Below are 21,165 nucleotides of genomic sequence, written 5' to 3'. Positions count from 1 at the left end.
ATAGCCCGTGCGACATGATGTCGATCTTTTGAACACGACCTTGAAGGGAGCCGTGAACGATGACTGCTGCCCGTTCCCCCAGGGCTCCTGGAGGGGTCTTGGATGTGATCTGCGACTTGCGTGAACGCATCTCATCGCTGGAGGGCGCAGCCGCGAAACGGGCTGGCACACTCGCCTTCGGCGTCCCCGAAATCGACGCGGCCTTGCCTGGCGGGGGTCTTGCTTATGGAGCGCTGCATGAGTTCGCGGGCGGTGGATCCGGTACAGTCGACGGAGCGGCTGCCGCGCTTTTTGTGGCCGGCATTGCCGCGCGAACCAAAGGCCCCGTCATCTGGTGTCTGACGAGGCCGGATCTGTTTTTTCCGGCGCTTGCCCAGGTCGGTCTCCATCCCGACCGCGTCATCTTCGTGGAGTCCGACAGGGAAGAGGATGTTCTGGCCAATATGGAGGAGGGACTTTCCTTCGGCGGTCTCGGGGCGGTCGTCGGCGAGCTTGTCCGCCTGCCGATGGTCAGTTCCCGACGCCTGCAGCTGGCTGCCGAGCGAACCGGGACGATGGCGCTTGGTGTCCGCCGATGGCGACGGCAGACGGAGGCAAATGATTTTGGCCAGCCGACGGCGTCAACCACCAGATGGCGGGTGAGTGTGATGCCGTCCGAGGAGCTGCCGGTACCGGGGGTGGGCAGGCCTCAGTGGTTTTTGGAATTGATGCGCGTGAAAGCGGGTGAGTGTGCTGAGTTTCTCGTGAGAGCGTGTGATGACAAGGGTCGTATCCATTTATCTTCCGGATCTGCCGACGGATCGCATTCGTCGAGCCGATCCCTCCATTCCGCCTGAACAGCCAATCGCGGTAATCGCCAAAAGCGGTTCCAAGCGATGGGTTTCGGCTGCCGACCCGGCTGCCAGAGCTGCTGGCGTGCATGTCGGCATGCCGGCGGCGAAGGCGCAGTCGCTGTTTCGCGGTCTGATGATGGTTGACGCGGATATCGAAGCCGATCGGGTCGCTCTCGAACGCATCACGCTCTGGGCGCTGACGATCTATTCGCCAATTGTTGCCGTCGACGGGATCGATGGCATTGTCATGGATACCGAAGGCGCCGACCACCTTCAGGGCGGCGAGCTGCCAATGATGACAAAGATCGCCAACCAGTTTCTGGGCAGGAAGCTGACTGCCCGCGTGGCGGTCGCCGACAGTTGGGGTGCAGCCCATGCCTGCGCCCGCGCCATCAACCGCGACACGATCATCGTTCCGTCAGGCGAGACAGTCCGGACGGTGGAAAAACTGTCGATATCGCTCCTGCGCCTGCCGTCCAAGATTGTCAGCGATCTGCGCATTCTCGGCTTCCAGACCATTGGCGAGCTTGCCAACACGCCACGTGCGCCACTGACGTTGCGCTTTGGACCGGAGATCGGCCGCCGTCTCGACCAGATGCTCTGTCGTATCGCCGAGCCTATCGAGCCGATCCGCACCCCTGAGCTGGTCGAAGTTTCGAAAGCCTTCGCTGAACCGATTGGCGCCGCCGAAACGATCAACAAATATGTCGGCCGCCTCGTCGTCCAACTGGTCGATGAGCTTCAGAAGCGCGGCCTTGGGGTGCGCCGCGCCGACCTCATTGTCGAGAAGGTCGACGGTACCAGACAAGCCATTCGCGCAGGTACCGCCAAGCCGGCCCGTGATATCGCCTGGCTGACGAAACTGTTTCGGGACCGGACGGAGAAGATCGAGCCGGGTTTCGGGATCGAGAAGCTTACCCTTGTTGCGGTTCTGGCCGAGGCATTGGAGGAGGCGCAGAAAGCCTCTGCCCTTATTGAGGATGATATCACCGACGTGACGCCGCTGATCGACATCTATGGAAACCGAGGCCAGCGGGTCTACCGCGTCGCACCGGTCGCCTCAGATGTGCCGGAACGCTCCGTGAAGCGGATCAGCCCCGTTGCTGAACCGATCGCCATTGCCTGGGTCAGCCATTGGCGCCGGCCGGTCCGGCTCTTGCCACGACCCGAGCTGATCGAGGCAATCGCGCTGATGCCGGACCGCCCTCCGGTCTCCATCGTCTGGCGTGGCAGACGCCGCAAAGTCAAGCGCGCCGATGGCCCGGAACGCATTTTTGGGGAGTGGTGGCAACGCGACGCAGAGATGGAAGCTGTCCGCGATTACTTTGTTATTGAGGACGAATCCGGTGAACGCCTGTGGGTGTTTCGCTCTGGCGACGGTGTTGATCCTGAGACCGGATCCCATCGCTGGTTCTGCCATGGGATCTTCGCATGAGCTACGCCGAGCTGCAGGTCACGACGCACTTCTCCTTTCTGCGTGGCGCGTCCTCGGCGCAGGAGCTGTTCGAGACCGCCAGGATCCTGGGGATCGAAGCGCTCGGCGTCGTCGATCGGAATTCTCTGGCAGGCATCGTCCGCGCGCTGGAAGCATCCCGCGCCACGGGTCTGCGCCTGGTCGTCGGTTGTCGGCTCGATCTCGCGGACGGCATGTCGGTGCTGGTCTATCCGATGGATCGAGCCGCCTATTCGCGCCTGACTCGGCTGATCACGCTCGGCAAGTCGCGTGGCGGCAAGAACAACTGCATCCTGCACTGGGACGATATCGTCGCTTACTCCGAGGGCATGATCGGCATTCTGGTGCCTGATCTGCCGGATGCCACCTGTGCCGCGCAGCTTCGAAAAATGGCTGAGCTGTTTGGTGATCGCGCTTACGTCTCTCTCTGTCTGCGTCGGCGACCGAACGACCAGTTGCGCCTGCATGAGATTTCCAACATGGCGGCGCGGTTCAAGGTCAGAACCGTCGTCACCAATGATGTGCTGTTCCATGAGCCAGGCCGGCGGCAATTGCAGGATATCGTCACCTGTATCAGGCACAACACCACGATCGACGATGTCGGCTTTGAGCGCGAACGTCATGCCGACCGCTACCTCAAGCCACCGGAGGAAATGGAGCGGCTATTTCCGCGCTACACGCAGGCACTCGCGCGAACCCTGGAAATCGTGCGTCGCTGCAAATTCTCGCTCGAGGAGCTGACCTACCAGTACCCGGAGGAGGCGATTGTGCCGGGCAAGGATGCCCAGGCCTCGCTCGAGCATTATGTCTGGGAATGTGCGCCCGATCGCTATCCGGAAGGCCTGCCGCCGGATGTTTTAAAGACCGTTCGGCACGAACTCGACCTCATCCGCACCATGAGATACGCCCCGTATTTCCTGACGGTGTTTTCGATTGTGCGCTTTGCCCGAAGTCAGGGCATTCTCTGTCAGGGCAGGGGATCGGCGGCCAATAGTGCTGTCTGCTATATTCTCGGCATTACCTCGATCGATCCTTCAACCAATGACCTTCTCTTCGAGCGTTTCGTCAGCCAGGAACGCGACGAGCCGCCGGACATCGACGTCGACTTCGAGCATGAACGGCGCGAGGAGGTCATCCAGTGGATCTACAAGACCTACACCAAGGACAAGGCGGCCCTCTGCGCCACCGTCACCCGTTACCGGGCCAAGGGCGCAATCCGCGATGTAGGCAAGGCACTCGGCTTACCTGAAGATGTCATCAAGGCACTATCGTCGGGCATGTGGTCCTGGTCGGAAGAGGTTCCCGACCGAAACATCAGGGAGCTCAATCTCAATCCGGACGACCGGCGCTTAGCGCTCACCCTGAAACTCGCGCAGCAGCTTATGGGCGCGCCGCGTCATCTCGGTCAGCACCCCGGCGGTTTTGTCCTCACCCATGACCGGCTGGACGATCTCGTGCCGATCGAGCCGGCGACGATGAAGGACCGGCAGATCATCGAATGGGACAAGGACGATGTCGAGGCACTGAAATTCATGAAGGTGGACGTCTTGGCACTCGGCATGCTCACCTGCATGGCCAAGACCTTCGATCTTATTCGAGAGCACAAGGGGGAAGATCTTGATCTCTCGAAGATCGAGCAGGAAGATGCCGCCACATATGCGATGATCCGCAAGGCTGACACGCTCGGCACGTTCCAGATCGAAAGCCGTGCGCAGATGGCGATGCTGCCACGGTTAAAGCCGCGCACCTTCTACGATCTGGTCGTGCAGGTGGCGATCGTGCGGCCGGGCCCGATCCAGGGTGACATGGTGCATCCCTATCTTCGTCGGCGTGAAGGCAAGGAGCCTGTCGAGTATCCGACACCCGAGTTGGAGGCGGTGCTTGGCAAGACGCTGGGCGTGCCGCTGTTTCAGGAGAGCGCCATGCGTGTTGCCATGGTCTGTGCCGGCTTTACCGGTGGTGAGGCCGACCAGCTGCGCAAATCCATGGCGACCTTCAAGTTCACTGGCGGCGTCTCGCGCTTCAAGGACAAGCTGGTGTCCGGCATGGTCAAGAACGGATATTCGCCTGAGTTTGCCGAAAAGACCTTTTCGCAGCTCGAAGGTTTCGGCTCCTACGGCTTTCCGGAAAGTCATGCAGCCTCTTTTGCGTTGATCGCCTATGCATCGAACTACATCAAGTGCCATTATCCAGATGTCTTTTGCGCAGCCCTTCTCAACAGCCAGCCAATGGGCTTTTATGCTCCGGCCCAGATCGTCGGGGACGCGATCAAGCATGGCGTCGAGGTGCGGCCGGTCTGCGTCAACCGCTCGCGATGGGACTGCACGCTTGAAAGGATTGGAGGCAGCGATCGTCATGCTGTGCGCCTCGGGTTTCGGCAGGTGAAAGGACTGGCTGTCGCGGACGCCGCACGGATCGTTGCAGGGCGCATGAACAACCCGTTCGCCTCAGTCGATGATATGTGGCGGCGTTCCAGTGTCCCAACCGAAGCACTTGTCCAGCTGGCGGAGGCCGATGCCTTCCTGCCATCGCTCAAACACGAACGACGCGATGCGCTTTGGGCAATCAAGGCGCTGCGCGACGAGCCCTTACCGTTGTTCGCAGCCGCAGCCGCAGCCGAACGCGAGGCGACGGCAATTGCCGAGCAGCAGGAGCCAGAGGTGGCGCTTCGGCAAATGACGGACGGCCATAACGTCATCGAGGACTACGGTCACATCGGGCTGACTTTGCGCCAGCATCCAGTCGCCTTTCTGCGCAAGGACCTGTCGGCACGCAATATCATCACCTGTGCCGAGGCAATGAATGCCCGGGATGGCCGATGGGTTTACACCGCTGGACTCGTGCTGGTGCGGCAGAAGCCGGGATCAGCCAAGGGTGTGATGTTCATCACCATCGAGGACGAGACGGGGCCGGCCAATGTCGTCGTCTGGCCTACCTTGTTCGAGAAGCGTCGGCGGATCGTGCTGGGATCGTCGATGATGGCGATCAACGGACGCATTCAACGGGAAGGGGAGGTCGTGCATCTCGTCGCTCAGCAACTGTTCGATCTCTCAGGCGACCTCGTCGGCCTTGCCGATCGGGATACCGAGTTCAGGTTGCCGGCCGGGCGAGGCGATGAGTTCGCGCATGGAGGTGGCGGGCCGGATTCGCGCGATCGGCTAAAGCCGGTCGTTCCGCGCGACATGTTCGTGCCCGACCTTCATATCGATACGCTGAAGGTGAAGAGCCGGAATTTTCAGTAATTTTTCGCTATCCCGGGAGCCGCACCGCTTGGCGTCCCTCGAGGGCCCCCGCAGCATTTTTTTGGGAAAACAGTAGAGTTGGCGTGCAGCCATGGGTGCCACATCAGCGCGATCATTACCGAACGAGGCTGAGCATGTATGGGAGTGGGACGACAGCGCGCTCTACAGCGGCGAATGGTTCAAGATCGCCGATGCACACCCCACGACTACGCGTTTGAGATACTGCCGCTGCTCTCGATCAAGGCCGGGATATTCGCTATGCGCGAATTCCCGACCGGTTTGGTCACCAGCATCCTCTTCTCTCTGTCGGTCGACGGGTGCCTCCGGCACCTCCGCGGTTATTGCGACCTGGCCGACAAGAGCTCGCCCGAACGCATGCGAAGCGCTATCATTGAACGCGAATCCAGGCCCTCCCGAGCGATGACGCACGACGAGAAGCTGGAACATATCTGGTCGAGCACTGCGGACGATTATCGCGTTTCTGCGGCATAATCCCTCCGTCGATGGACTTTCGTGAAAGCTCGCGCGACAGGAGGATGCAATCGCATCATTGCGTGCCCGTGCACATCTGCCGGGTGGCTCAGGCCAAACGGGACCACGAGCCGATAGTGACGTCGGCGGTTGTGGCGACTGGGCAAGCTGCGGCTTGGACGTTGGATCGGCGCGGCCTGGCGCGGGTCTTGCGTGGTTTCCTCTCAGCTTCGGCATCCGAGGTTTGCCTCTGGCCGTTCTGTCCTTCGGTTTCGTGGCGTCTGAACCGGCGCCCGTTCGGTTCAAGGCCGCTGTCGCGCCGCGGGGCGGCCGGTCATGCCGCTCTCGACAAAGCAGGCACGCGGGCTTCGCAAGGGCTTGTCACCCCTGCTTGACCGCCTGCCTGCTTCGCTCGATCTGGCCTGCCCGGGCCATGATCCGCCCGGATTGCGCCTGTTCCTTTCGACCGCACCGAAGGACAGAACGGCCAGGGGGCCGACACTTCGGCGAAGCAAAGGAGACCACCATGGCAAAGTCAGCAACCCAATTCCGTCAATCAATCCGCCAATCCGCCCGCGTCGTGCCGCTGCGCAGAGGCGCCACCCTCGAAATGGTCCGCCTTTCATGCCCCGATGAAACACAGGCGCTTCGGATCGCCGAAAGCTTCGGGACCGCCATTGTCGACGGCGACGGCATCCGTGACATGCACGAGCGCCTGATCGTCGGAACCGCCACCGCACTTCCGATGGCCTTGGCGACCGGGCGATGCAGATCCATCTGCAGCGCATCGTCGGGGCCTATGTCGGATCGGCCCATGGCGCCGGCCAGTTCTACTCCCGCGCCGTCACCGAGGCGCGGGACGCCACCGCCAAGAGCGCTGCGGATGCCCGCGACGAGGATCTCGACGGTCCGGTCGGCTATGAGAGCGTCGCCCAGCGCAAGCGCGAATTCGCAGCCGACATGGGCATCCAGGCACATGCGCTCAGAATGGCGGCCGTCGGCGCTGTCGCAGCCTATGAGCAGGTGGTCGGCGAAACATGGAAGCCCTTCGACCGGCCGGTCGAAAATCCCGGCCAGACGCTCGACCGCAAGGCGGCAGCAGTCCAGCTGTCAGCCTTCGAATAACATCCATCACGGCGGGGCTCCTGCCCCGCTTTTGTTCACGTAGACGAAGGTGCCCTGTTCTCGTCAGCTCGAAGTCACGAGGGCCTGTGCCGGCCACCGCCTCGGATCAACGACGGGACGCGACTTCAATGCGTCGACAGAAGGTCCCAACCTCAACCGCGCCGTTGCTAAGATTCCGTCGGCTGCCGTGCGGCAGAAAGTGGTCTTGCTGGCGAAGCCCCTGCATTGGCTGCGGATGAAGATCGGTAATCTGTCCATTGCTACCCCGTCCCGCCTTCGGTCTGCCGGGCCGAGGGTCTCGCGCAAGGGCTTCGCCCTCCTTCACGTTGTTACGGCGCGTTCCGCGTGCGCTCATCCCTGATCTCCCCGGCTTTTGACCGACGTGACGGGGTCGCGATGGTCGCGACCTCCGAAAACGGAGGTTGAAGGATATGAAAAGAAAAGGGCAGGGCGAGCGCGCCGATCTCTATGCGGGGATCACCGACAGGATCGTTGCGGATCTGGCAAAAGGCGTCCGTCCCTGGATGAAGCCCTGGTCGGCCGCAAACACGACCGGATGGATCACCCGGCCGCTCCGCCACAACGGCGAAGCCTATAGCGGTCTCAACGTGCTGCTGTTGTGGTCGGAGAGCACAGCGAGGGGCTATGTCTCGCCGACATGGATGACGTTCAAACAGGCCTTGCAGCTGGATGGAGCTGTTCGCAAGGGCGAGACCGGAACGACGGTCATCTATGCAAGCCGCTTCACCAAGTCGGAGACCGACAGCAACGGCGGCGAGGTGGAGCGCGATATTCCGTTCCTTAAATCGTACACGGTGTTCAACGTGGCGCAGATCGACGGCCTGCCTGACCACTATCATGGCGCGCCCGAACCGTTCCTGAGCCCGATCGAGCGCATCGGTCACGCCGACGAGTTCTTCCGCAATACCGGCGCAGTCATTCGGCACGGCGGCAACCAGGCATACTATTCTCCGGCCATGGACTATATCCAGATGCCGCCGTTCGAAGCCTTCCGCGATGCCGCCGGGTACGCGGCAGTCCTCAGCCATGAGGCGACCCACTGGACGGCGGCAGAACATCGCGTGGGACGTGACCTGTCGCGCTATGCCAAGGACCGGACGGAGCGGGCGCGGGAAGAACTCATTGCCGAACTTGGCAGTTGCTTCCTCTGCGCTGACCTTGGTATCGCGCCGGAACTTGAGTCGCGGCCGGATCACGCATCCTATCTGCAGTCATGGCTCTCGGTGCTGGCCAACGACAAACGGGCAATTTTCCAGGCGGCCGCGCATGCGCAGCGGGCGGTCAATTATCTCCACGGTCTTCAGCCAAGGGCGGATGCCTGCGCGACGAGGGAGGCAGTGTAATAGCGCTCCTCTCTTTTTAGAGCGTCCTTTGGTGCTGCTCCCAAAATCTGAATCCGGGCAGCGCGGATTGACCGTTTGGGAGGAAAGCGAAGGCGATCTTGTTCCGTGCGGGCGCGAGCCAGTTTTGCTGCGACTGGCCCTAATGCGTCCTGCATCAGCAACAGGTCATTCTTGCGGATACGAGCAAGCATGGGCGACATGTGCCCGATCGAAAACCGGAGCCGCCATCGAGACGGAAAGTTCGGCAACGCTCCCCGGACTTGTCGCATTGGCCCGGCAAATTCCCAAACGATCGATCTGGCCATTGTTGCCATCCATTCGGGCATAGCAAGTGGGCACGGCCAACGCGGCCTCGATTTGACATGTCTGATCGAAGAGCGGCTGCGCCTCGATCGTTCATCCGCAACGGCATCGCCCCCTTTCTTCCCCTGCGACCTGCGTTCGCATTCCTCGCGGTCCAAGAAAGCCGTCTCCCGCCGCCCTCCATTGCGTTCCGGTCCCTGGGGATGCGGTCCGATCGTCCCCGATCAAATCGACAGTCATCGAGGACGCGATGGTCGCGGCCCGATCAAACCGAAAGGATCACGACAATGGCAGTCATCGGCGAATTCACCACCAACGGCAACACCATCCTCGGCCACGTACGCACTCTGACGGTCTCCATGAAGGCCCGCCTGAACCCGATCGAACGCACATCCCGCGACGCTCCCGACTTCCGGATCATGTCCGGAGCGGCCGAAGTCGGCGCGGCCTGGAGCCAGGTTTCCGGCGACGGAGAGCCCTACATCTCGGTAAAGCTCGACGATCCGAGCTTTCCAGCCCCGATCAACGCGGCACTTTGGCCGACCGAGAAGGAAGGCGACTACACGTTGGTCTGGAACCGCCCGAAGCGCGACGCCTGACCAAAGACGAAGCCCTGCCGGAAGCGGCGGGGCTTTTCCCTTGCTCAAATCAGGGAGGAACCGGGCATCGAGCCCGCTTCCTCCTTCCGGCCGCGATGCGGAAAGGTGGGGCTGCTCAGAGTGACCAATCGTGCCGTGAGCAAATGCCGGCCTCAAGGACTTCGCGTGGCCCCCCGATTTTGCTTCCGCTCCGGTTCCCTGCGCTCCAACAAACCCGGCACCCCGCTCGCCGCCTCTGGCGGTCGCCGACGCGATCCCTGACCCCGTCCTTTCCTCACGCCCGGCGGCGACATCTTTCTCAAACGTCAAGGGATGACGATGCTGCTGGAACAACATATCGAAGAACTGCGCGCCGAGATGAACCATTGCCACCCGGACGAGCGTCGCCAGATCGCAGCGGAGCTGGAACTGGCGCTGGCGGAACTGGCCGTTATCATGGCCGAGCAGGACGGTTCCGTTGACGCCGTGCCGCCCTTCTGAGGGCGGCATACACCCGCAATGCTGCCACCATCGTCCGATTGCCATCGAGATCGGGATCAGCTTTAAGCGTCAAGGCAAGCAGCGCCAATGATACTCCGCCGCCGGGAGCCGCTTTGGCGGCTCCCCCTGACAACCTCGCTTGCCGCGGTGCGGCTCACTTGTTCAGCACATCTTTCAGTGCTTTGGCGGGCTGGAACATAAGCTTCTTCGCAGCGGCAACCTTGATGGTGGCGCCGGTTGCCGGATTGCGAGCCTCACGCTCCGGGGTATCCTTGATCTTGAACTTGCCGAATCCGGGGATAGATGTTTCCGCTCCGGACGTGGCTGCCGTCGTGATCGACGCGAAGACGGTTTCGACGATCGATTTCGCCTTGGCTTTGGTCAGGTTCTGTTCGGATGCGATCTTTTCGGCGATTTCATTGGTTGTGGTCATGACGGTTTCCTCGTTAAAGACGGGAAAACCCTTTCAGGCGATCGTTACGTTGTCATGCGGCGATGTCTTTAGAGTGGCGCTCCTGCAGGGGTTTCCACAGTTTCTTGCCGGTTGATAGCCCCTTTTGCGCTTCTGCAGTACCAGTTCGAGAAAGCGCGATATCGCATCATTCTCATTGCCGAACACCTCGGTCATCTCCCCGCCAGCCTTGCCGATCCGTCCCCAGCTTCGCACGACGGCTATTTCGCCAAAAAGGGTTGGCCGGATCGCAAGCGCGTAATATCGGGCCATGTTCCTGTTGGCATCGATCCTCTGGCAATAAAGCTGGTAGTGGTGTGTTCCCATCCCCGCATGATCGGCGATGCTCGCGATCTGGTCCAACGAGACTTATGAATCGAAAGGTCGCTTCCGATTCATTTCTGTGATGGATGCCTGTTGCGGTTTCGGCAGTGTCCGATCATCCTCACGGGATCAAGCTTCCCGGTCTGAACGATACGCCCGGGCGCGATCGTTGAGGTGAGCACAGCCGGTAAATCAGATGGCGAGCTGTCTTCGCTTCCAATCGTCAGTCGGTCCATGTTCAGGCATCGCATGTTTTCCAAAAAGGAGGATCAAATGGCATCCATTGAGGAGGTGGCGACCGCGACGACTACGATACAGGAGCAGCTGTCATCTACGCTGGAGAGGCTTTAGGGCGGGTTTAGTGAGCACATCGTCAATGCTGCGGTGTCCATGCTCATCCTTCAATGAGATACAACGACCTGATCAAAGAGCGAAAGATGATCGACGCAGGAATGGCGCTGATGAAGGCAACGAAATGGCCAATAGAAGCCGAATACGGTCCGCAAGAAAACGCCTGAGCCGTCAAGGTCGCAGCTTGGCGAACCTGTTGGGCCTGGCCTGTATATCCATGTCCTTCCGCCTGAAATAGATCGCCCGCCCGCAGCGGATCGGACTATGGCCCTGGACGATAATGATCTGCTCGTCCTTGCGCATCGATTGGGTGATTTCGTGCGGCATTATCAACGGGCGGCGCTGGAAATTGATGTTTTCTGATTTCCGCGATGCGCTGTTTTTCGTACCCCAGCCGAGATTGCGAGAACGGCCTTTGACTTCGACAGTCATTTCTCCACATTGGGCAGAGACGTTGCGGGCGGTATCCAGTGCCTTGATCGCGGCGTAACTCGCGAAAGCGCAGCCGTCGATCCACGACACCGCACCGTCTTTTCCGAAGTGCCGTTCCAGTTGCCCGACGGACTGGTACATCAGCATCATGCTAACGCCATACTTGCGACCGCGATCGCGTGCCTCTTCAAGCACGCGCATGTAGCCAAGCAGATCGACTTCGTCCAAAATGAACAACGCTCGCCTCGTGAACGCACCATCCGCTTCGATCATCGCGTTGATCAGCGAGCCGATGATCACCCGACCGATACCGGGATAGGACCGCAGGATCGATGCGGGGATATTGATTCCTGCGACGCGGATCCAACCGCGTCGTAGATAACCTTCACGCCGAATTCTTTTTCGAAGGGCTCGATGATCCGATCCCGGATGATATCTTCGTAAGGTCCACCGTAGCTGTTGACGATCAACTGCTCTGCGTCTGCAGATCTGACCAGGCCGGTTGCTGCTACAAATGTAACAAACAGGATTCCACGTTTCATCGTTCGCCCTCGTAATGGATTGATTTTTCGCAATTTGCTGGCAGACATTGGCTACGCTGCCGCGCCAAATCCAATATTAGTTTTTTATTATTGATCGTATTTCGCGAATAATTGCGTTTCCGACATGTCGGGATTTGAGCAGCACCGAGAGGCAGTCACACCTGTTCTCCGCGGACGGAATTCCGGAGCGCTCAGAAATTCCTGGAATTTTGAAGGCTGGTGGCAACTGAAGAGAGAAGACCGGGGACGCCTTGCGAAGATCGCAAAAAAGACCAAACCAGAAACGATAATGGTCATCCTTATCGTCGCCACGTGCTTCTATGGCGCACCATGCCGCGGCTGTCGCAGCATAAACCCCATAGTGATCACGCATCACCTCAAAGGCGACAGCGGCGTGTATTCCGTCGCAGGTTTCTACACGTACGAACGGCAAGGACGGCGTTGCAAAAGATTGTTCCGACATGACGACTCTCCAATGAGAGTCCGGCCGAGTTTAGAAGTTGCTTGTGGCCGGACACTGCCTTGGCGACCCTCGCCGTCCGGATGCACACCGCCTGTCATGTTTCCACAGCATAGGACAATTCTTCAACAGGGTGAAGCCTGTATGCGCCTGTCATGTGAGCCAACGTGATCGGATGCCCGTGACTGACATGGATACTCCTAAGTTTTGAGGAAATTTTGCCTCGGCAGCCTTCATCGCCACGCCGCTCACTTTTGCCCGGCTCAGAAATGATCGAAGGCGCTGCGATATAAACCGTCACGTTGATCATAGCTCGTCGGTCAATCCGGCCCCCCAAGAGCCGCCATGACTGTCGGAAGGCTACGGCGAGTGTTTTTTGTGTCGGGTGCCATCTCACGCTCGGAACGGGAGGGGGGAGACGCCAGAGGGGAAGGCGACTTTACAGGCAGAAACGGTGCGGTCGTTTAGGCTGCGCGTGGAATATCGGTATCTAAACCGGTTGAGATCCGCCAGCATATCGGTCCATATAGGACGAAGCAGAGATCGAAGAGCCATGGTCCTTTCACTTTCCGGCATCAAGAAATCCTACCAGACAGCCGAAGGCAATATCCCCGTCCTGAACGGCGTCGACCTTTCACTTGAAGCCGGCGAAAGTCTTGCCCTGACGGGGGAATCCGGCAGTGGAAAGAGTACGCTTTTGCATCTGGCCGGCGGCCTTGATTTGCCCGACAGTGGCATCATCACGGTGAGGGGTCGGAAAATAACCGATCTCGACGAGGCCGGTCGAGCGAGCTTCCGACGCCGGGAGGTGGGCTTAATCTTCCAGCAGTTCAATCTCATTCCGAGCCTCGATGTCGGATCCAATATCTCGTTTCACGCCCGGCTGGCGGGCCGTTTCGACCCGGTCTGGGAAAAAAGCCTGGTCGAGGCGCTGGGGATCGGAGAGCTGCTTGCACGCTATCCCGAACAGCTCTCCGGCGGTCAGCAGCAAAGGGTGGCGATCGGACGTACGCTTGCGGCAAGACCGCCCCTCATTCTTGCCGATGAGCCGACAGGTAATCTCGACGAGGCGACGGCTGATATCGTCATCGATATTATGTTGAGACTGACAAAGTCCGCGCAGATCACACTCCTCCTGGTGACCCATTCCAGCCGGCTGGCGGTAAAACTCGATCGGCGTATCGCGCTGAGCGGCGGGAAGGTTTCGCAATGAACTGGACCGCCTTCCGGGCGCTGCTCTCACACTGGCGCTACCGACCGCTTCAGCTTCTCACCCTCATTGTCGGCGTCACGCTTGCAACCGGCCTCTGGTGCGCGGTCCAGGCAATCAATGCCGAAGCCAGAGCAAGTTATGACCCGGCGGCCTCGGTCCTGGCGCAAAACCAGCTGGATCAACTGGTGGCAAAGGACGGCGGCAGAATTTCCTCGCAAACATATGCCCGGCTTCGAAGGGCAGGTTTGCACGTCTCTCCGATCATTGAAGGCGATTACAGGTTTGGTACGACGCGTATCAGGCTTATCGGCATCGACCCCCTGACCATGCCGTCCGACGGAATGGTGCCTGCACCATCTGATCCGTCCGGGCTGGTGGAATTCATCCAGACGCCGGGACAGATGATCGTTTCTGCTGCAACGGCTGCCACATTGAAAGATACCTCTGGCCTTACCATTAAGGCACGAGCGGATCTCCCCGACGGCGCAGCATTTGTCGATATTTCCACGGCTGACCGCATGTTGAAACGCAATGGTGAACTGAGCCGGCTTATCGTTTCGCCATCGCAAGACCCCGATCTTCCGACGATCGGAAACATAGCCCCTGAACTTTCACTCGAACAGGCAAGAAGCAGGCCCGATGTCGCAAGCCTCACGGACAGTTTTCATCTCAACCTGACGGCTTTTGGTTTTCTTGCCTTCGTTGTCGGTCTCTTCATCGTGTATTCCGCAACGGGCCTGTCGTTCGAGCAACGGCGTGGCACGTTCAGGACCATGCGGTCGCTCGGGGTCTCGCTTCGCTCCTTAACCGTGATGCTGGTTATCGAAACCGCGCTCTTTGCACTGGTATCGGGAGCGCTCGGCATTGTTGTCGGCTACGTTGTCGCATCGGCTCTATTGCCGGGCGTGGCCGCGACCCTGCGTGGTCTTTACGGGGCCAGTGTTGCCGGTTCACTCTCGCTGCGGCCTGAATGGTGGATCGCCGGCCTTGCAATGGCGCTGGTGGGGACCGGGCTCTCCTCGCTTCAACATCTCCTCCGCGTCTGGCGGATGCCGATACTGTCCACGGCACAGGGCAGGGCGTGGGCGATGGTGTCCACGAAAAGCCTCCTCCATCAGGCGGCCGCCGGGTTGGTTCTGCTTTTTGTATCTGGCTCGCTTGTCCTGCTGGGCGGCGGGCTCATTTCAGGTTTCGCAGTGCTTGCAGCGCTTCTTCTGGGTGCTGCACTCATTCTTCCAACCTTGCTGGCACTGGGCATGAGAGTGGCGGAACACATCTCCGGACACGGACTGACCCGCTGGTTTTTCGCCGATACGCGCCAGCAACTGCCGGGTCTTTCCCTGGCGCTGATGGCATTGCTGCTCGCTTTGTCGGCCAATATCGGGGTCGGCACCATGGTCTCAAGCTTCAGGCAAACCTTTGTGGGATGGCTCGATCAGCGCCTGGCCGCAGAGGTCTATGTGACGGCCCGTGACGAGGCTGAAGCTGCGCGTCTGCGGCAGTGGTTTCCACACCATGCAAGGGCGGTTCTACCCATCTGGAGCACGGAAGGGGAAATTTCGGGGCAGAAGGTCCGCATCTTTGGCGTCGCTGACGATGCGACATACAGGGATCATTGGCCGTTGATTTCGGGCGGGCCCGCAACATGGGACGAGATTGCAAGCGGGGAAGGGTGCACTGGTCAACGAACAGTTCTGGAGGTCAGGCAAGGCGTCGCCCGGCGCAGAGATAGAAATGCCAGGTGGCTGGAAAGCCCGCGTCGCCGGGGTGTTTTCCGACTATGGCAATCCGAGGGGCGAAATCATCATTGGTCTTGATGCCCTCGTCCAGCACTACCCGGACGTGGAAAAGCTGAGATACGGCCTTCGCATGGAGCCACAGGAGGTTGCGGGCTTCAGACAACGCCTCATGACTGAGTTCGGCCTGCCCGAAGCCAATATTGTCGACCAGGCCTCGCTGAAACGGCAGTCTGCTGCAATCTTCGAACAGACGTTTGCCGTCACCGGCGCGCGTAATGTGCTCACGCTCGCGGTGGCGGGTTTTGCCATGTTTTCGAGCCAGCTTACGCTCGCTTCGCTTCGATTGCCGCAGCTTGCTCCTGTCTGGGCACTTGGACTTCGTCGCCGCGACCTTGCGATGCTGGAAGTTCTGCGAACTCTTGCGTTATGGCTTGTGAGCTTCATTGCCGCCATCCCTGTCGGGCTGGGACTGGCCTGGGTTCTGCTGGCAATCATCAATGTGGAGGCTTTCGGATGGCGACTGCCGCTGATCCTGTTTCCGCTGGACTGGCTGAGGCTGGGTCTTGTTGCGCTGTTCGCCGCCATCATTTCGGTCCTGATCCCTGTTCGAAGGCTTGCTAAAACCGCGCCGGCCGATCTTCTGAGGATATTCGCCAGTGAACGCTAAAGCCGTCCTCCTGCTCCTTTGCGCTTCATGCACTTCTTTGCCCACGCCGGTCATGGGGCAAGGCTTTGCGGGCCTCGGGTCAAATGCCGAAGGCTTCAGCATTCCCACACGAGGCGTTGAACTCGTCTTTCCAAAAGACCACAAGCCGCATCCGGATTTCAGGATCGAGTGGTGGTACGTCACTGCAAATCTGCAGACGGCCGATGGACAGCGCATGGGCGTCCAATGGACACTTTTCCGTTCTGCGCTTGAACCTGTGGAGCGCCCCGGATGGCCCGACCCTCAAATTTGGATTGGCCACGCAGCCGTGACGACTGCCAGCCGTCACCATGTTGCCGAACGGCTGGCGCGGGGAGGCGTGGGACAGGCGAGGGTCAAAGGCGAACCCTTCGACGCCTGGATTGACAATTGGCAAATGAAGGCAGGAATTGGCAATGCACGGGACGACCTCGATCAGATCGATTTGAACGCCAATGGCGAGAGCTTCCGATATCGTCTGAAACTTCAGGCCCACGGGCCTTTGGTGCGTCAGGGGGACAAGGGCTACTCCGTTAAATCGGCAAAGGGCCAGGCAAGCTATTATTACTCCCAGCCATTCTACCGTGTCAGCGGCAGCGTCTTTCTTGATGGTGAAACCCATGAGGTAACGGGCGAGGCGTGGCTCGATCGGGAATGGTCGTCGCAACCGCTAGCCTCGAGCCAGACGGGATGGGACTGGTTTTCCCTTCACCTTGCATCCGGCGAAAAACTCATGGCCTTCCGTCTACGTGACGACAAAAGCGGCTACATCTCCGGCAACTGGATTTCCGCCGATGGCAGGCCGTCTCCCGTCGATCCGAAAGACGTCTTGCTCAGTCCGTTGCGGACCGCGGATATCAACGGCAAGAGCATTCCGGTCGAATGGAGCGTGAAGATACCCAGCCGTGGCCTCGACATAAAAACGAAGCCCCTGAACGAGAAAGCCTGGATGGCGACGTCAACCCCCTACTGGGAGGGGCCAATAGAGTTTGATAGAAGCACGTCAGGACAAGGTTATCTGGAGATGACCGGATATTAGCCAGTTCAACTGCGTTTGCCGAGATATCGGCTGGAGCAGGGCCTGAGCTTATAGACGCCGCCTTATCCGGGCCGGCGCGACATCCCGGACAGGCTCCGAAGGAGTCGTCTTGAGTTCCTTGATCTAACGATAAGCGTCGTTTTCACTCTTGCCAGGTTTCCCCGGGTCGAGAACCTCCGGTCTGCCTTCTGGCACTGCAATTGCTGAGAAATTATTGGCAAGTTCGTGGAGACGCGCACGCAGGTTTTCGCACCGTAGCGGAGGTCCATGACCTGTGATGACAACCGATTGTTCGGCTTCGTTCCAGTTGGGCATCAGGTAGGGCGGTGGATCGTGCATCTCCGGACCGAGGTCCCTTCCCTTGGCGCTCAACACATCACGATGTATTTTTTTGTTTTCGATCCGGAACTGCGCTCGGCGCAGCCGTACTCGGGACAGGGGGCTACCTGGGGTATCGGTGCACTGGCGCATACAGCAAAGCTGGGCTGGTCGGCATCGTCTATACCGCTACGGGTTACGACTAGTCTTTCTGCGATCGGTACCCAAGCTTTTCAGAAAGCGCGTTGGCAGTGGTGCGAAGCTCCTCACCAAGGCTAGCGATTTTTTCGTCGCTGGCTTCGCTGCGGATCAGACTGATTGCAATGCCGGCAGATGCGGCTCCCGAGTAATCGCGTATGGCCGCCCCAATGCAAAGCATACCTTCGCGGATCTGACCATCGTCGATGGAGTAGCCGCGAGCGCGCGTCAAAGCCAGTTCCTCTTCAAGCTGCGAAAGGCCAGCAACGCTCCTTGATGTCAGAGGCTGTGGAAACTGAGAGAACAGCATCCTCAATTCACCGGGCCCGAGATCGGACAGGAGGATCTTCCCGGTGGCCGTAAATGGCGCCGGCAGACGCATACCGATCCGAAACGTGTGTCCAAGCGGCTGGGCCGAGTTGCGACAGCCGATGTAAACGACTTCGCCACCCTCGCGGACGGTGAGGGTCACCGTGTAGGGATCGAGGTCGTGGCGCTGGGCGAGATGGTCGTTGAATGTCGATACGATATCGAGGTGCGATAGAAAACCGTTCGCCCATCTGAGCGAGTGAGGTCCAATACGCAGGGTTCCATCGGCAGATCGCGCCAGAAGATCAAGCTCAGTCATCACCGCTAGCAAGCCATGCGCGCTGCTTTTGGGCAAATCCAGAAATCGTGTCAGCTCGGCTGCTGTGAGGTCCCGCGGGGAACCTGCCACAAGATCCAGAATACGCACGGCGCGTCTGAGTGCCGGTACAGTGTCTGATATTTGCGACGATTGTTGATCTTCAGCCATGCACCTTCCTTGACACACTTGGCCCCTTTGGCCCATAGTTCAGTCTAATGATTCAAGTTCAATTAGTTGAACTCTAGTGCGGGAGAGGTCGATGATCAAGCTAAAAAATGCGGCGCTGTTGCGCGATGCCTGCCTGGTGAATGGTCGCTGGCTGAAAGCTGCGGATGGCAAGACGATTGCGGTGGAAAATCCCGCCAACTCGATGATCATCGGCCACGTTCCTTCCTTGTCGGCAGATGAGATTGAAGCTGCAGTCGAGTCAGCAGGCAAGGCATTTTCCGAGTGGAGCCGCCGGGCTGCGAAGGACCGCGCTGCCATATTGCGTCGATGGTTTGATCTCATGGTGGCGAACGCTGACGATCTTGGTGCGTTGATGACTGCCGAGCAGGGAAAGCCGTTTGCGGAAGCAAAGGGCGAAGCCCTTTATGCGGCATCTTTCGTGGAATGGTTCGCGGAGGAAGCCAAACGTGTTTATGGTGATACCATTCCTTCGCCGACCACGGACAAGCGCATTACCATCCTGAAGCAGCCGATCGGTGTCTGCGCCGCGATCACGCCATGGAACTTCCCGGCCGCGATGATCACCCGCAAGGCGGCCCCGGCACTTGCCGCAGGGTGCACGATGATCGTCAAACCGGCTGAACAGACGCCACTCACCGCACTTGCTCTGGGTGTTCTCGCCGAAGAAGCGGGCGTTCCCGCCGGTGTCTTCCAGGTGGTTACGGGCGCCGCACGCGATATCGGCAAGGTATTTACCGAAAGCGACACGGTGCGAAAGATCTCCTTTACCGGATCGACTGAAGTCGGTCGTCTGCTGATGGCGCAATCGGCCCCGACGATCAAGAAACTGTCGCTGGAACTTGGTGGCAATGCGCCGTTCATCGTCTTTGATGATGCCGATCTGGATGCGGCCGTTGAAGGCGCGATCGTTTCGAAATACCGCAATGCCGGACAGACCTGCGTGTGCTCCAACCGGATCTATGTCCAGGATGGTGTTTACGACGCATTCGCGGAAAAGCTGGTCAAAAGGGTCGAAAGCCTGTCCGTCGGCGAGGGCACGGAACCTGGTGTTCTGATCGGTCCACTGATCGACCAGGATGCCGTGGTAAAGGTCGAGGATCACGTTGCTGATGCCCTTGGCAAGGGAGCAAAGATCGTCACCGGTGGAAAGCGCCATGCTCTTGGAGGCACATTTTACGAACCAACGGTTCTGACTGGTGCAACCCAGGCCATGAAGGTTGCCCGTGAGGAGACCTTTGGACCCGTCGCCCCGCTCTTTCGGTTCGGGACGGAAGACGAAGCGGTCGCCATGGCGAACGACACCGAATTTGGTCTGGCGGCCTATTTCTACACCGAGAATGTCCGCCGGACATGGCGTGTCGCAGAAGCGCTCGAATACGGCATGGTGGGCCACAATACAGGCCTCATCTCCAACGAAGTCGCACCTTTCGGTGGCGTGAAGCAGTCCGGCTTGGGCCGCGAAGGCTCGCACTACGGCATCGATGAATATCTTGAAATCAAATACCTGTGCTCGGCCATCGGCTGAGATCACGCTGGGAGGATCAGATGACCATCAACCCTTTCGAATTCCGCACCGTTCCCTCCATGCAGGTTGCCTGGGGTGGCGCCCAGCGCCTCGGAGAGATTCTTTCCGGCAGGTTTCAGGCGCGCAAGGCGCTGCTGATTACCGATGCAGGTCTCATCAAGGCCGGCCTCATCAAGCCGATTGCTGACGCTCTTGCGGCCAGCGGCTTTGACGTCACGATCTTCGACAAGGTCGTTGCTGATCCGCCAGAGCACATCGTTGCCGACTGCGTCGAGTCCGCAAGGCAGATCGGCGTCGATATCGTTATTGGTCTTGGCGGGGGCTCATCGCTCGACATCGCCAAGCTCGTGGCTGTCCTTCTGGTTTCCGACCAGACGCTTGCCGACATGTACGGGATCGGAAACGTTAAGGGATCACGCCTGCCGCTCGTGCTGGTGCCGACCACGGCCGGTACAGGTTCGGAAGTCACGAACATCTCGATCATCACCACGGGCGAAACCACCAAGATGGGGGTCGTTTCCCCGCAGCTTTACGCTGATTTCGTTCTTCTGGATGCTGAACTGACGGTGGGACTGCCGCAGGTCCATACGGCTGCCACCGGCATCGATGCCATGGTGCATGCCATCGAGGCTTACACCAGCAAACACAAGAAGAACCCGCTGTCAGATGCTTTGGCGCGCGAGGCACTGCGTCTGCTCGGTGCAAACCTGATCGCCGCCTGCAGGAACGGGGCCGACCGGAAAGCCCGTGAAGGCATGCTGTTGGGTGCGACATTGGCTGGTCAGGCTTTCGCCAACTCACCGGTGGCCGCCGTCCACGCGCTCGCTTATCCGCTGGGCGGCCATTATCACGTGCCACACGGGCTTTCCAATGCCCTGATGCTGGGGCCGGTTTTACGCTTTAACGCGAAGGCTGCAGCGTCGCTTTATGCGGAGCTTGCCGACGTGCTGGGTGTTCCGGGTGAAGGGGATGCGGCAACCCGTTCGGATGCGTTCGTTCAGCATATGGAAACGCTGATGGACGAGAGCGGCGCGCCGCGGCGTTTGCGCGATGTCGGCGTGACGGACAACACGCTCGCCATGCTTGCGTCCGACGCAATGAAACAGAGCCGTCTGTTGGTCAATAATCCGGTCGAAGTCCGCGAAGAGGATGCGCTTGCGCTCTATCGCGAGGCGTTCTGACCCATTTCTTACAGCAATAT

General features: G+C 59.6%; 16 protein-coding genes and 4 pseudogenes. 13 read left to right on the top strand and 7 right to left on the bottom strand.

The features are described 5' to 3' along the window. Window positions 1-59: 59 nt before the first annotated feature. The 8 genes and pseudogenes from V6R85_RS21635 to V6R85_RS21600 all read left to right on the top strand — a co-directional run bounded on the left by V6R85_RS21635 (window position 60) and on the right by V6R85_RS21600 (window position 9,870). Entirely contained in the window at window positions 60-836 is a 777-nt protein-coding gene (locus tag V6R85_RS21635) for an ImuA family protein (protein WP_111792065.1), read from the top strand. Continuing rightward, on the top strand, window positions 757-2,268 hold the full coding sequence (locus tag V6R85_RS21630; protein WP_162686926.1) for a Y-family DNA polymerase: 1,512 nt from the start codon (window positions 757-759) through the stop codon (window positions 2,266-2,268). Before V6R85_RS21635 ends, V6R85_RS21630 begins: the two co-directional genes overlap by 80 nt. Continuing rightward, the gene (locus V6R85_RS21625) at window positions 2,265-5,528 is read left to right on the top strand and encodes an error-prone DNA polymerase (protein WP_111817804.1); all 3,264 of its coding nucleotides are present in this window, start codon (window positions 2,265-2,267) and stop codon (window positions 5,526-5,528) included. The genes V6R85_RS21630 and V6R85_RS21625 overlap by 4 nt, the downstream gene beginning before the upstream one ends. A gap of 174 nt (window positions 5,529-5,702) precedes the next feature. Further along, window positions 5,703-6,020, top strand: a complete 318-nt coding sequence (locus tag V6R85_RS21620; protein WP_336376889.1) for a DUF1419 domain-containing protein — start codon at window positions 5,703-5,705, stop codon at window positions 6,018-6,020. Window positions 6,021-6,525: 505 nt separating this feature from the next. Beyond that, a pseudogene (locus V6R85_RS21615) lies at window positions 6,526-7,124 on the top strand (hypothetical protein). Between the two features lie 431 nt (window positions 7,125-7,555). Beyond that, entirely contained in the window at window positions 7,556-8,488 is a 933-nt protein-coding gene (locus V6R85_RS21610) for an ArdC family protein (protein ID WP_087747414.1), read from the top strand. A gap of 590 nt (window positions 8,489-9,078) precedes the next feature. Then, window positions 9,079-9,390, top strand: coding sequence for a DUF736 domain-containing protein (locus V6R85_RS21605; RefSeq protein ID WP_087747416.1), 312 nt, complete (start codon window positions 9,079-9,081; stop codon window positions 9,388-9,390). A gap of 318 nt (window positions 9,391-9,708) precedes the next feature. Next, window positions 9,709-9,870: a hypothetical protein gene (locus tag V6R85_RS21600; protein WP_019565695.1), complete on the top strand. Its 162-nt coding sequence runs from the start codon at window positions 9,709-9,711 to the stop codon at window positions 9,868-9,870. Window positions 9,871-10,024: 154 nt separating this feature from the next. On the opposite strand, the gene V6R85_RS21595 is transcribed toward V6R85_RS21600, so the two are convergent. The 6 genes and pseudogenes from V6R85_RS21595 to V6R85_RS21570 form a co-directional block, all read right to left on the bottom strand. Continuing rightward, window positions 10,025-10,303, bottom strand: coding sequence for an HU family DNA-binding protein (locus V6R85_RS21595; protein ID WP_087747419.1), 279 nt, complete (start codon window positions 10,301-10,303; stop codon window positions 10,025-10,027). Between the two features lie 33 nt (window positions 10,304-10,336). Continuing rightward, complete coding sequence (locus V6R85_RS21590; protein WP_087747464.1) at window positions 10,337-10,648, bottom strand: WGR domain-containing protein; 312 nt, start codon at window positions 10,646-10,648, stop codon at window positions 10,337-10,339. 519 nt (window positions 10,649-11,167) lie between these two features. Further along, window positions 11,168-11,776 (bottom strand): annotated as a pseudogene (locus V6R85_RS21585) (type IV secretory system conjugative DNA transfer family protein); the annotation flags it as partial. After that, a pseudogene (locus tag V6R85_RS21580) lies at window positions 11,776-11,970 on the bottom strand (ABC transporter substrate-binding protein); the annotation flags it as partial. The pseudogenes V6R85_RS21580 and V6R85_RS21585, both read right to left, overlap by 1 nt. A gap of 76 nt (window positions 11,971-12,046) precedes the next feature. Next, the gene (locus tag V6R85_RS21575; protein WP_129565260.1) at window positions 12,047-12,433 is read right to left on the bottom strand and encodes a hypothetical protein; all 387 of its coding nucleotides are present in this window, start codon (window positions 12,431-12,433) and stop codon (window positions 12,047-12,049) included. A gap of 94 nt (window positions 12,434-12,527) precedes the next feature. Continuing rightward, window positions 12,528-12,740, bottom strand: a complete 213-nt coding sequence (locus V6R85_RS21570; protein ID WP_129565298.1) for a hypothetical protein — start codon at window positions 12,738-12,740, stop codon at window positions 12,528-12,530. Between the two features lie 243 nt (window positions 12,741-12,983). On the opposite strand from V6R85_RS21570, the gene V6R85_RS21565 reads away from it, so the two are divergent. The 3 genes and pseudogenes from V6R85_RS21565 to V6R85_RS21555 all read left to right on the top strand — a co-directional run bounded on the left by V6R85_RS21565 (window position 12,984) and on the right by V6R85_RS21555 (window position 17,106). Further along, window positions 12,984-13,643, top strand: a complete 660-nt coding sequence (locus V6R85_RS21565) for an ABC transporter ATP-binding protein (protein ID WP_065660657.1) — start codon at window positions 12,984-12,986, stop codon at window positions 13,641-13,643. After that, a pseudogene (locus V6R85_RS21560) lies at window positions 13,640-16,049 on the top strand (ABC transporter permease). The gene V6R85_RS21565 and the pseudogene V6R85_RS21560 overlap by 4 nt, the downstream one beginning before the upstream one ends. After that, window positions 16,039-17,106: a lipocalin-like domain-containing protein gene (locus tag V6R85_RS21555; protein ID WP_087747421.1), complete on the top strand. Its 1,068-nt coding sequence runs from the start codon at window positions 16,039-16,041 to the stop codon at window positions 17,104-17,106. The pseudogene V6R85_RS21560 and the gene V6R85_RS21555 overlap by 11 nt, the downstream one beginning before the upstream one ends. A gap of 520 nt (window positions 17,107-17,626) precedes the next feature. On the opposite strand, the gene blcR is transcribed toward V6R85_RS21555, so the two are convergent. After that, the gene (blcR, locus tag V6R85_RS21550) at window positions 17,627-18,454 is read right to left on the bottom strand and encodes an IclR family transcriptional regulator BlcR (RefSeq protein WP_080802676.1); all 828 of its coding nucleotides are present in this window, start codon (window positions 18,452-18,454) and stop codon (window positions 17,627-17,629) included. A gap of 55 nt (window positions 18,455-18,509) precedes the next feature. Between blcR and V6R85_RS21545 the strand changes: the two genes are divergently transcribed. Beyond that, window positions 18,510-19,964: a succinate-semialdehyde dehydrogenase gene (locus V6R85_RS21545; protein WP_112978641.1), complete on the top strand. Its 1,455-nt coding sequence runs from the start codon at window positions 18,510-18,512 to the stop codon at window positions 19,962-19,964. Between the two features lie 20 nt (window positions 19,965-19,984). Then, a complete protein-coding gene (locus V6R85_RS21540; RefSeq protein ID WP_087747425.1) occupies window positions 19,985-21,145 on the top strand; it encodes an iron-containing alcohol dehydrogenase in 1,161 nt (386 codons plus the stop codon). The last annotated feature ends 20 nt before the right edge of the window (window positions 21,146-21,165 follow it).

This window comes from Agrobacterium sp. CCNWLW32, from assembly GCF_037083425.1.
GTDB classification, from domain to species: domain Bacteria; phylum Pseudomonadota; class Alphaproteobacteria; order Rhizobiales; family Rhizobiaceae; genus Agrobacterium; species Agrobacterium radiobacter.
The sequence above is the reverse complement of the archived record's forward strand: the minus strand, read 5'-3'. Positions and strand labels throughout refer to the sequence as shown.

What these genes read in the sequence shown, in the direction of transcription:
- V6R85_RS21635 (WP_111792065.1), top strand. Translation starts at nt 60, where the DNA reads ATGACTGCTGCCCGTTCCCCCAGGGCTCCTGGAGGGGTCTTGGATGTG.
- V6R85_RS21630 (WP_162686926.1), top strand. Translation starts at nt 757, where the DNA reads ATGACAAGGGTCGTATCCATTTATCTTCCGGATCTGCCGACGGATCGC.
- V6R85_RS21625 (WP_111817804.1), top strand. Translation starts at nt 2,265, where the DNA reads ATGAGCTACGCCGAGCTGCAGGTCACGACGCACTTCTCCTTTCTGCGT.
- V6R85_RS21620 (WP_336376889.1), top strand. Translation starts at nt 5,703, where the DNA reads ATGGTTCAAGATCGCCGATGCACACCCCACGACTACGCGTTTGAGATA.
- V6R85_RS21610 (WP_087747414.1), top strand. Translation starts at nt 7,556, where the DNA reads ATGAAAAGAAAAGGGCAGGGCGAGCGCGCCGATCTCTATGCGGGGATC.
- V6R85_RS21605 (WP_087747416.1), top strand. Translation starts at nt 9,079, where the DNA reads ATGGCAGTCATCGGCGAATTCACCACCAACGGCAACACCATCCTCGGC.
- V6R85_RS21600 (WP_019565695.1), top strand. Translation starts at nt 9,709, where the DNA reads ATGCTGCTGGAACAACATATCGAAGAACTGCGCGCCGAGATGAACCAT.
- V6R85_RS21595 (WP_087747419.1), bottom strand. Translation starts at nt 10,303, where the DNA reads ATGACCACAACCAATGAAATCGCCGAAAAGATCGCATCCGAACAGAAC.
- V6R85_RS21590 (WP_087747464.1), bottom strand. Translation starts at nt 10,648, where the DNA reads ATGGGAACACACCACTACCAGCTTTATTGCCAGAGGATCGATGCCAAC.
- V6R85_RS21575 (WP_129565260.1), bottom strand. Translation starts at nt 12,433, where the DNA reads ATGTCGGAACAATCTTTTGCAACGCCGTCCTTGCCGTTCGTACGTGTA.
- V6R85_RS21570 (WP_129565298.1), bottom strand. Translation starts at nt 12,740, where the DNA reads ATGATCAACGTGACGGTTTATATCGCAGCGCCTTCGATCATTTCTGAG.
- V6R85_RS21565 (WP_065660657.1), top strand. Translation starts at nt 12,984, where the DNA reads ATGGTCCTTTCACTTTCCGGCATCAAGAAATCCTACCAGACAGCCGAA.
- blcR (WP_080802676.1), bottom strand. Translation starts at nt 18,454, where the DNA reads ATGGGCCAAAGGGGCCAAGTGTGTCAAGGAAGGTGCATGGCTGAAGAT.
- V6R85_RS21545 (WP_112978641.1), top strand. Translation starts at nt 18,510, where the DNA reads ATGATCAAGCTAAAAAATGCGGCGCTGTTGCGCGATGCCTGCCTGGTG.
- V6R85_RS21540 (WP_087747425.1), top strand. Translation starts at nt 19,985, where the DNA reads ATGACCATCAACCCTTTCGAATTCCGCACCGTTCCCTCCATGCAGGTT.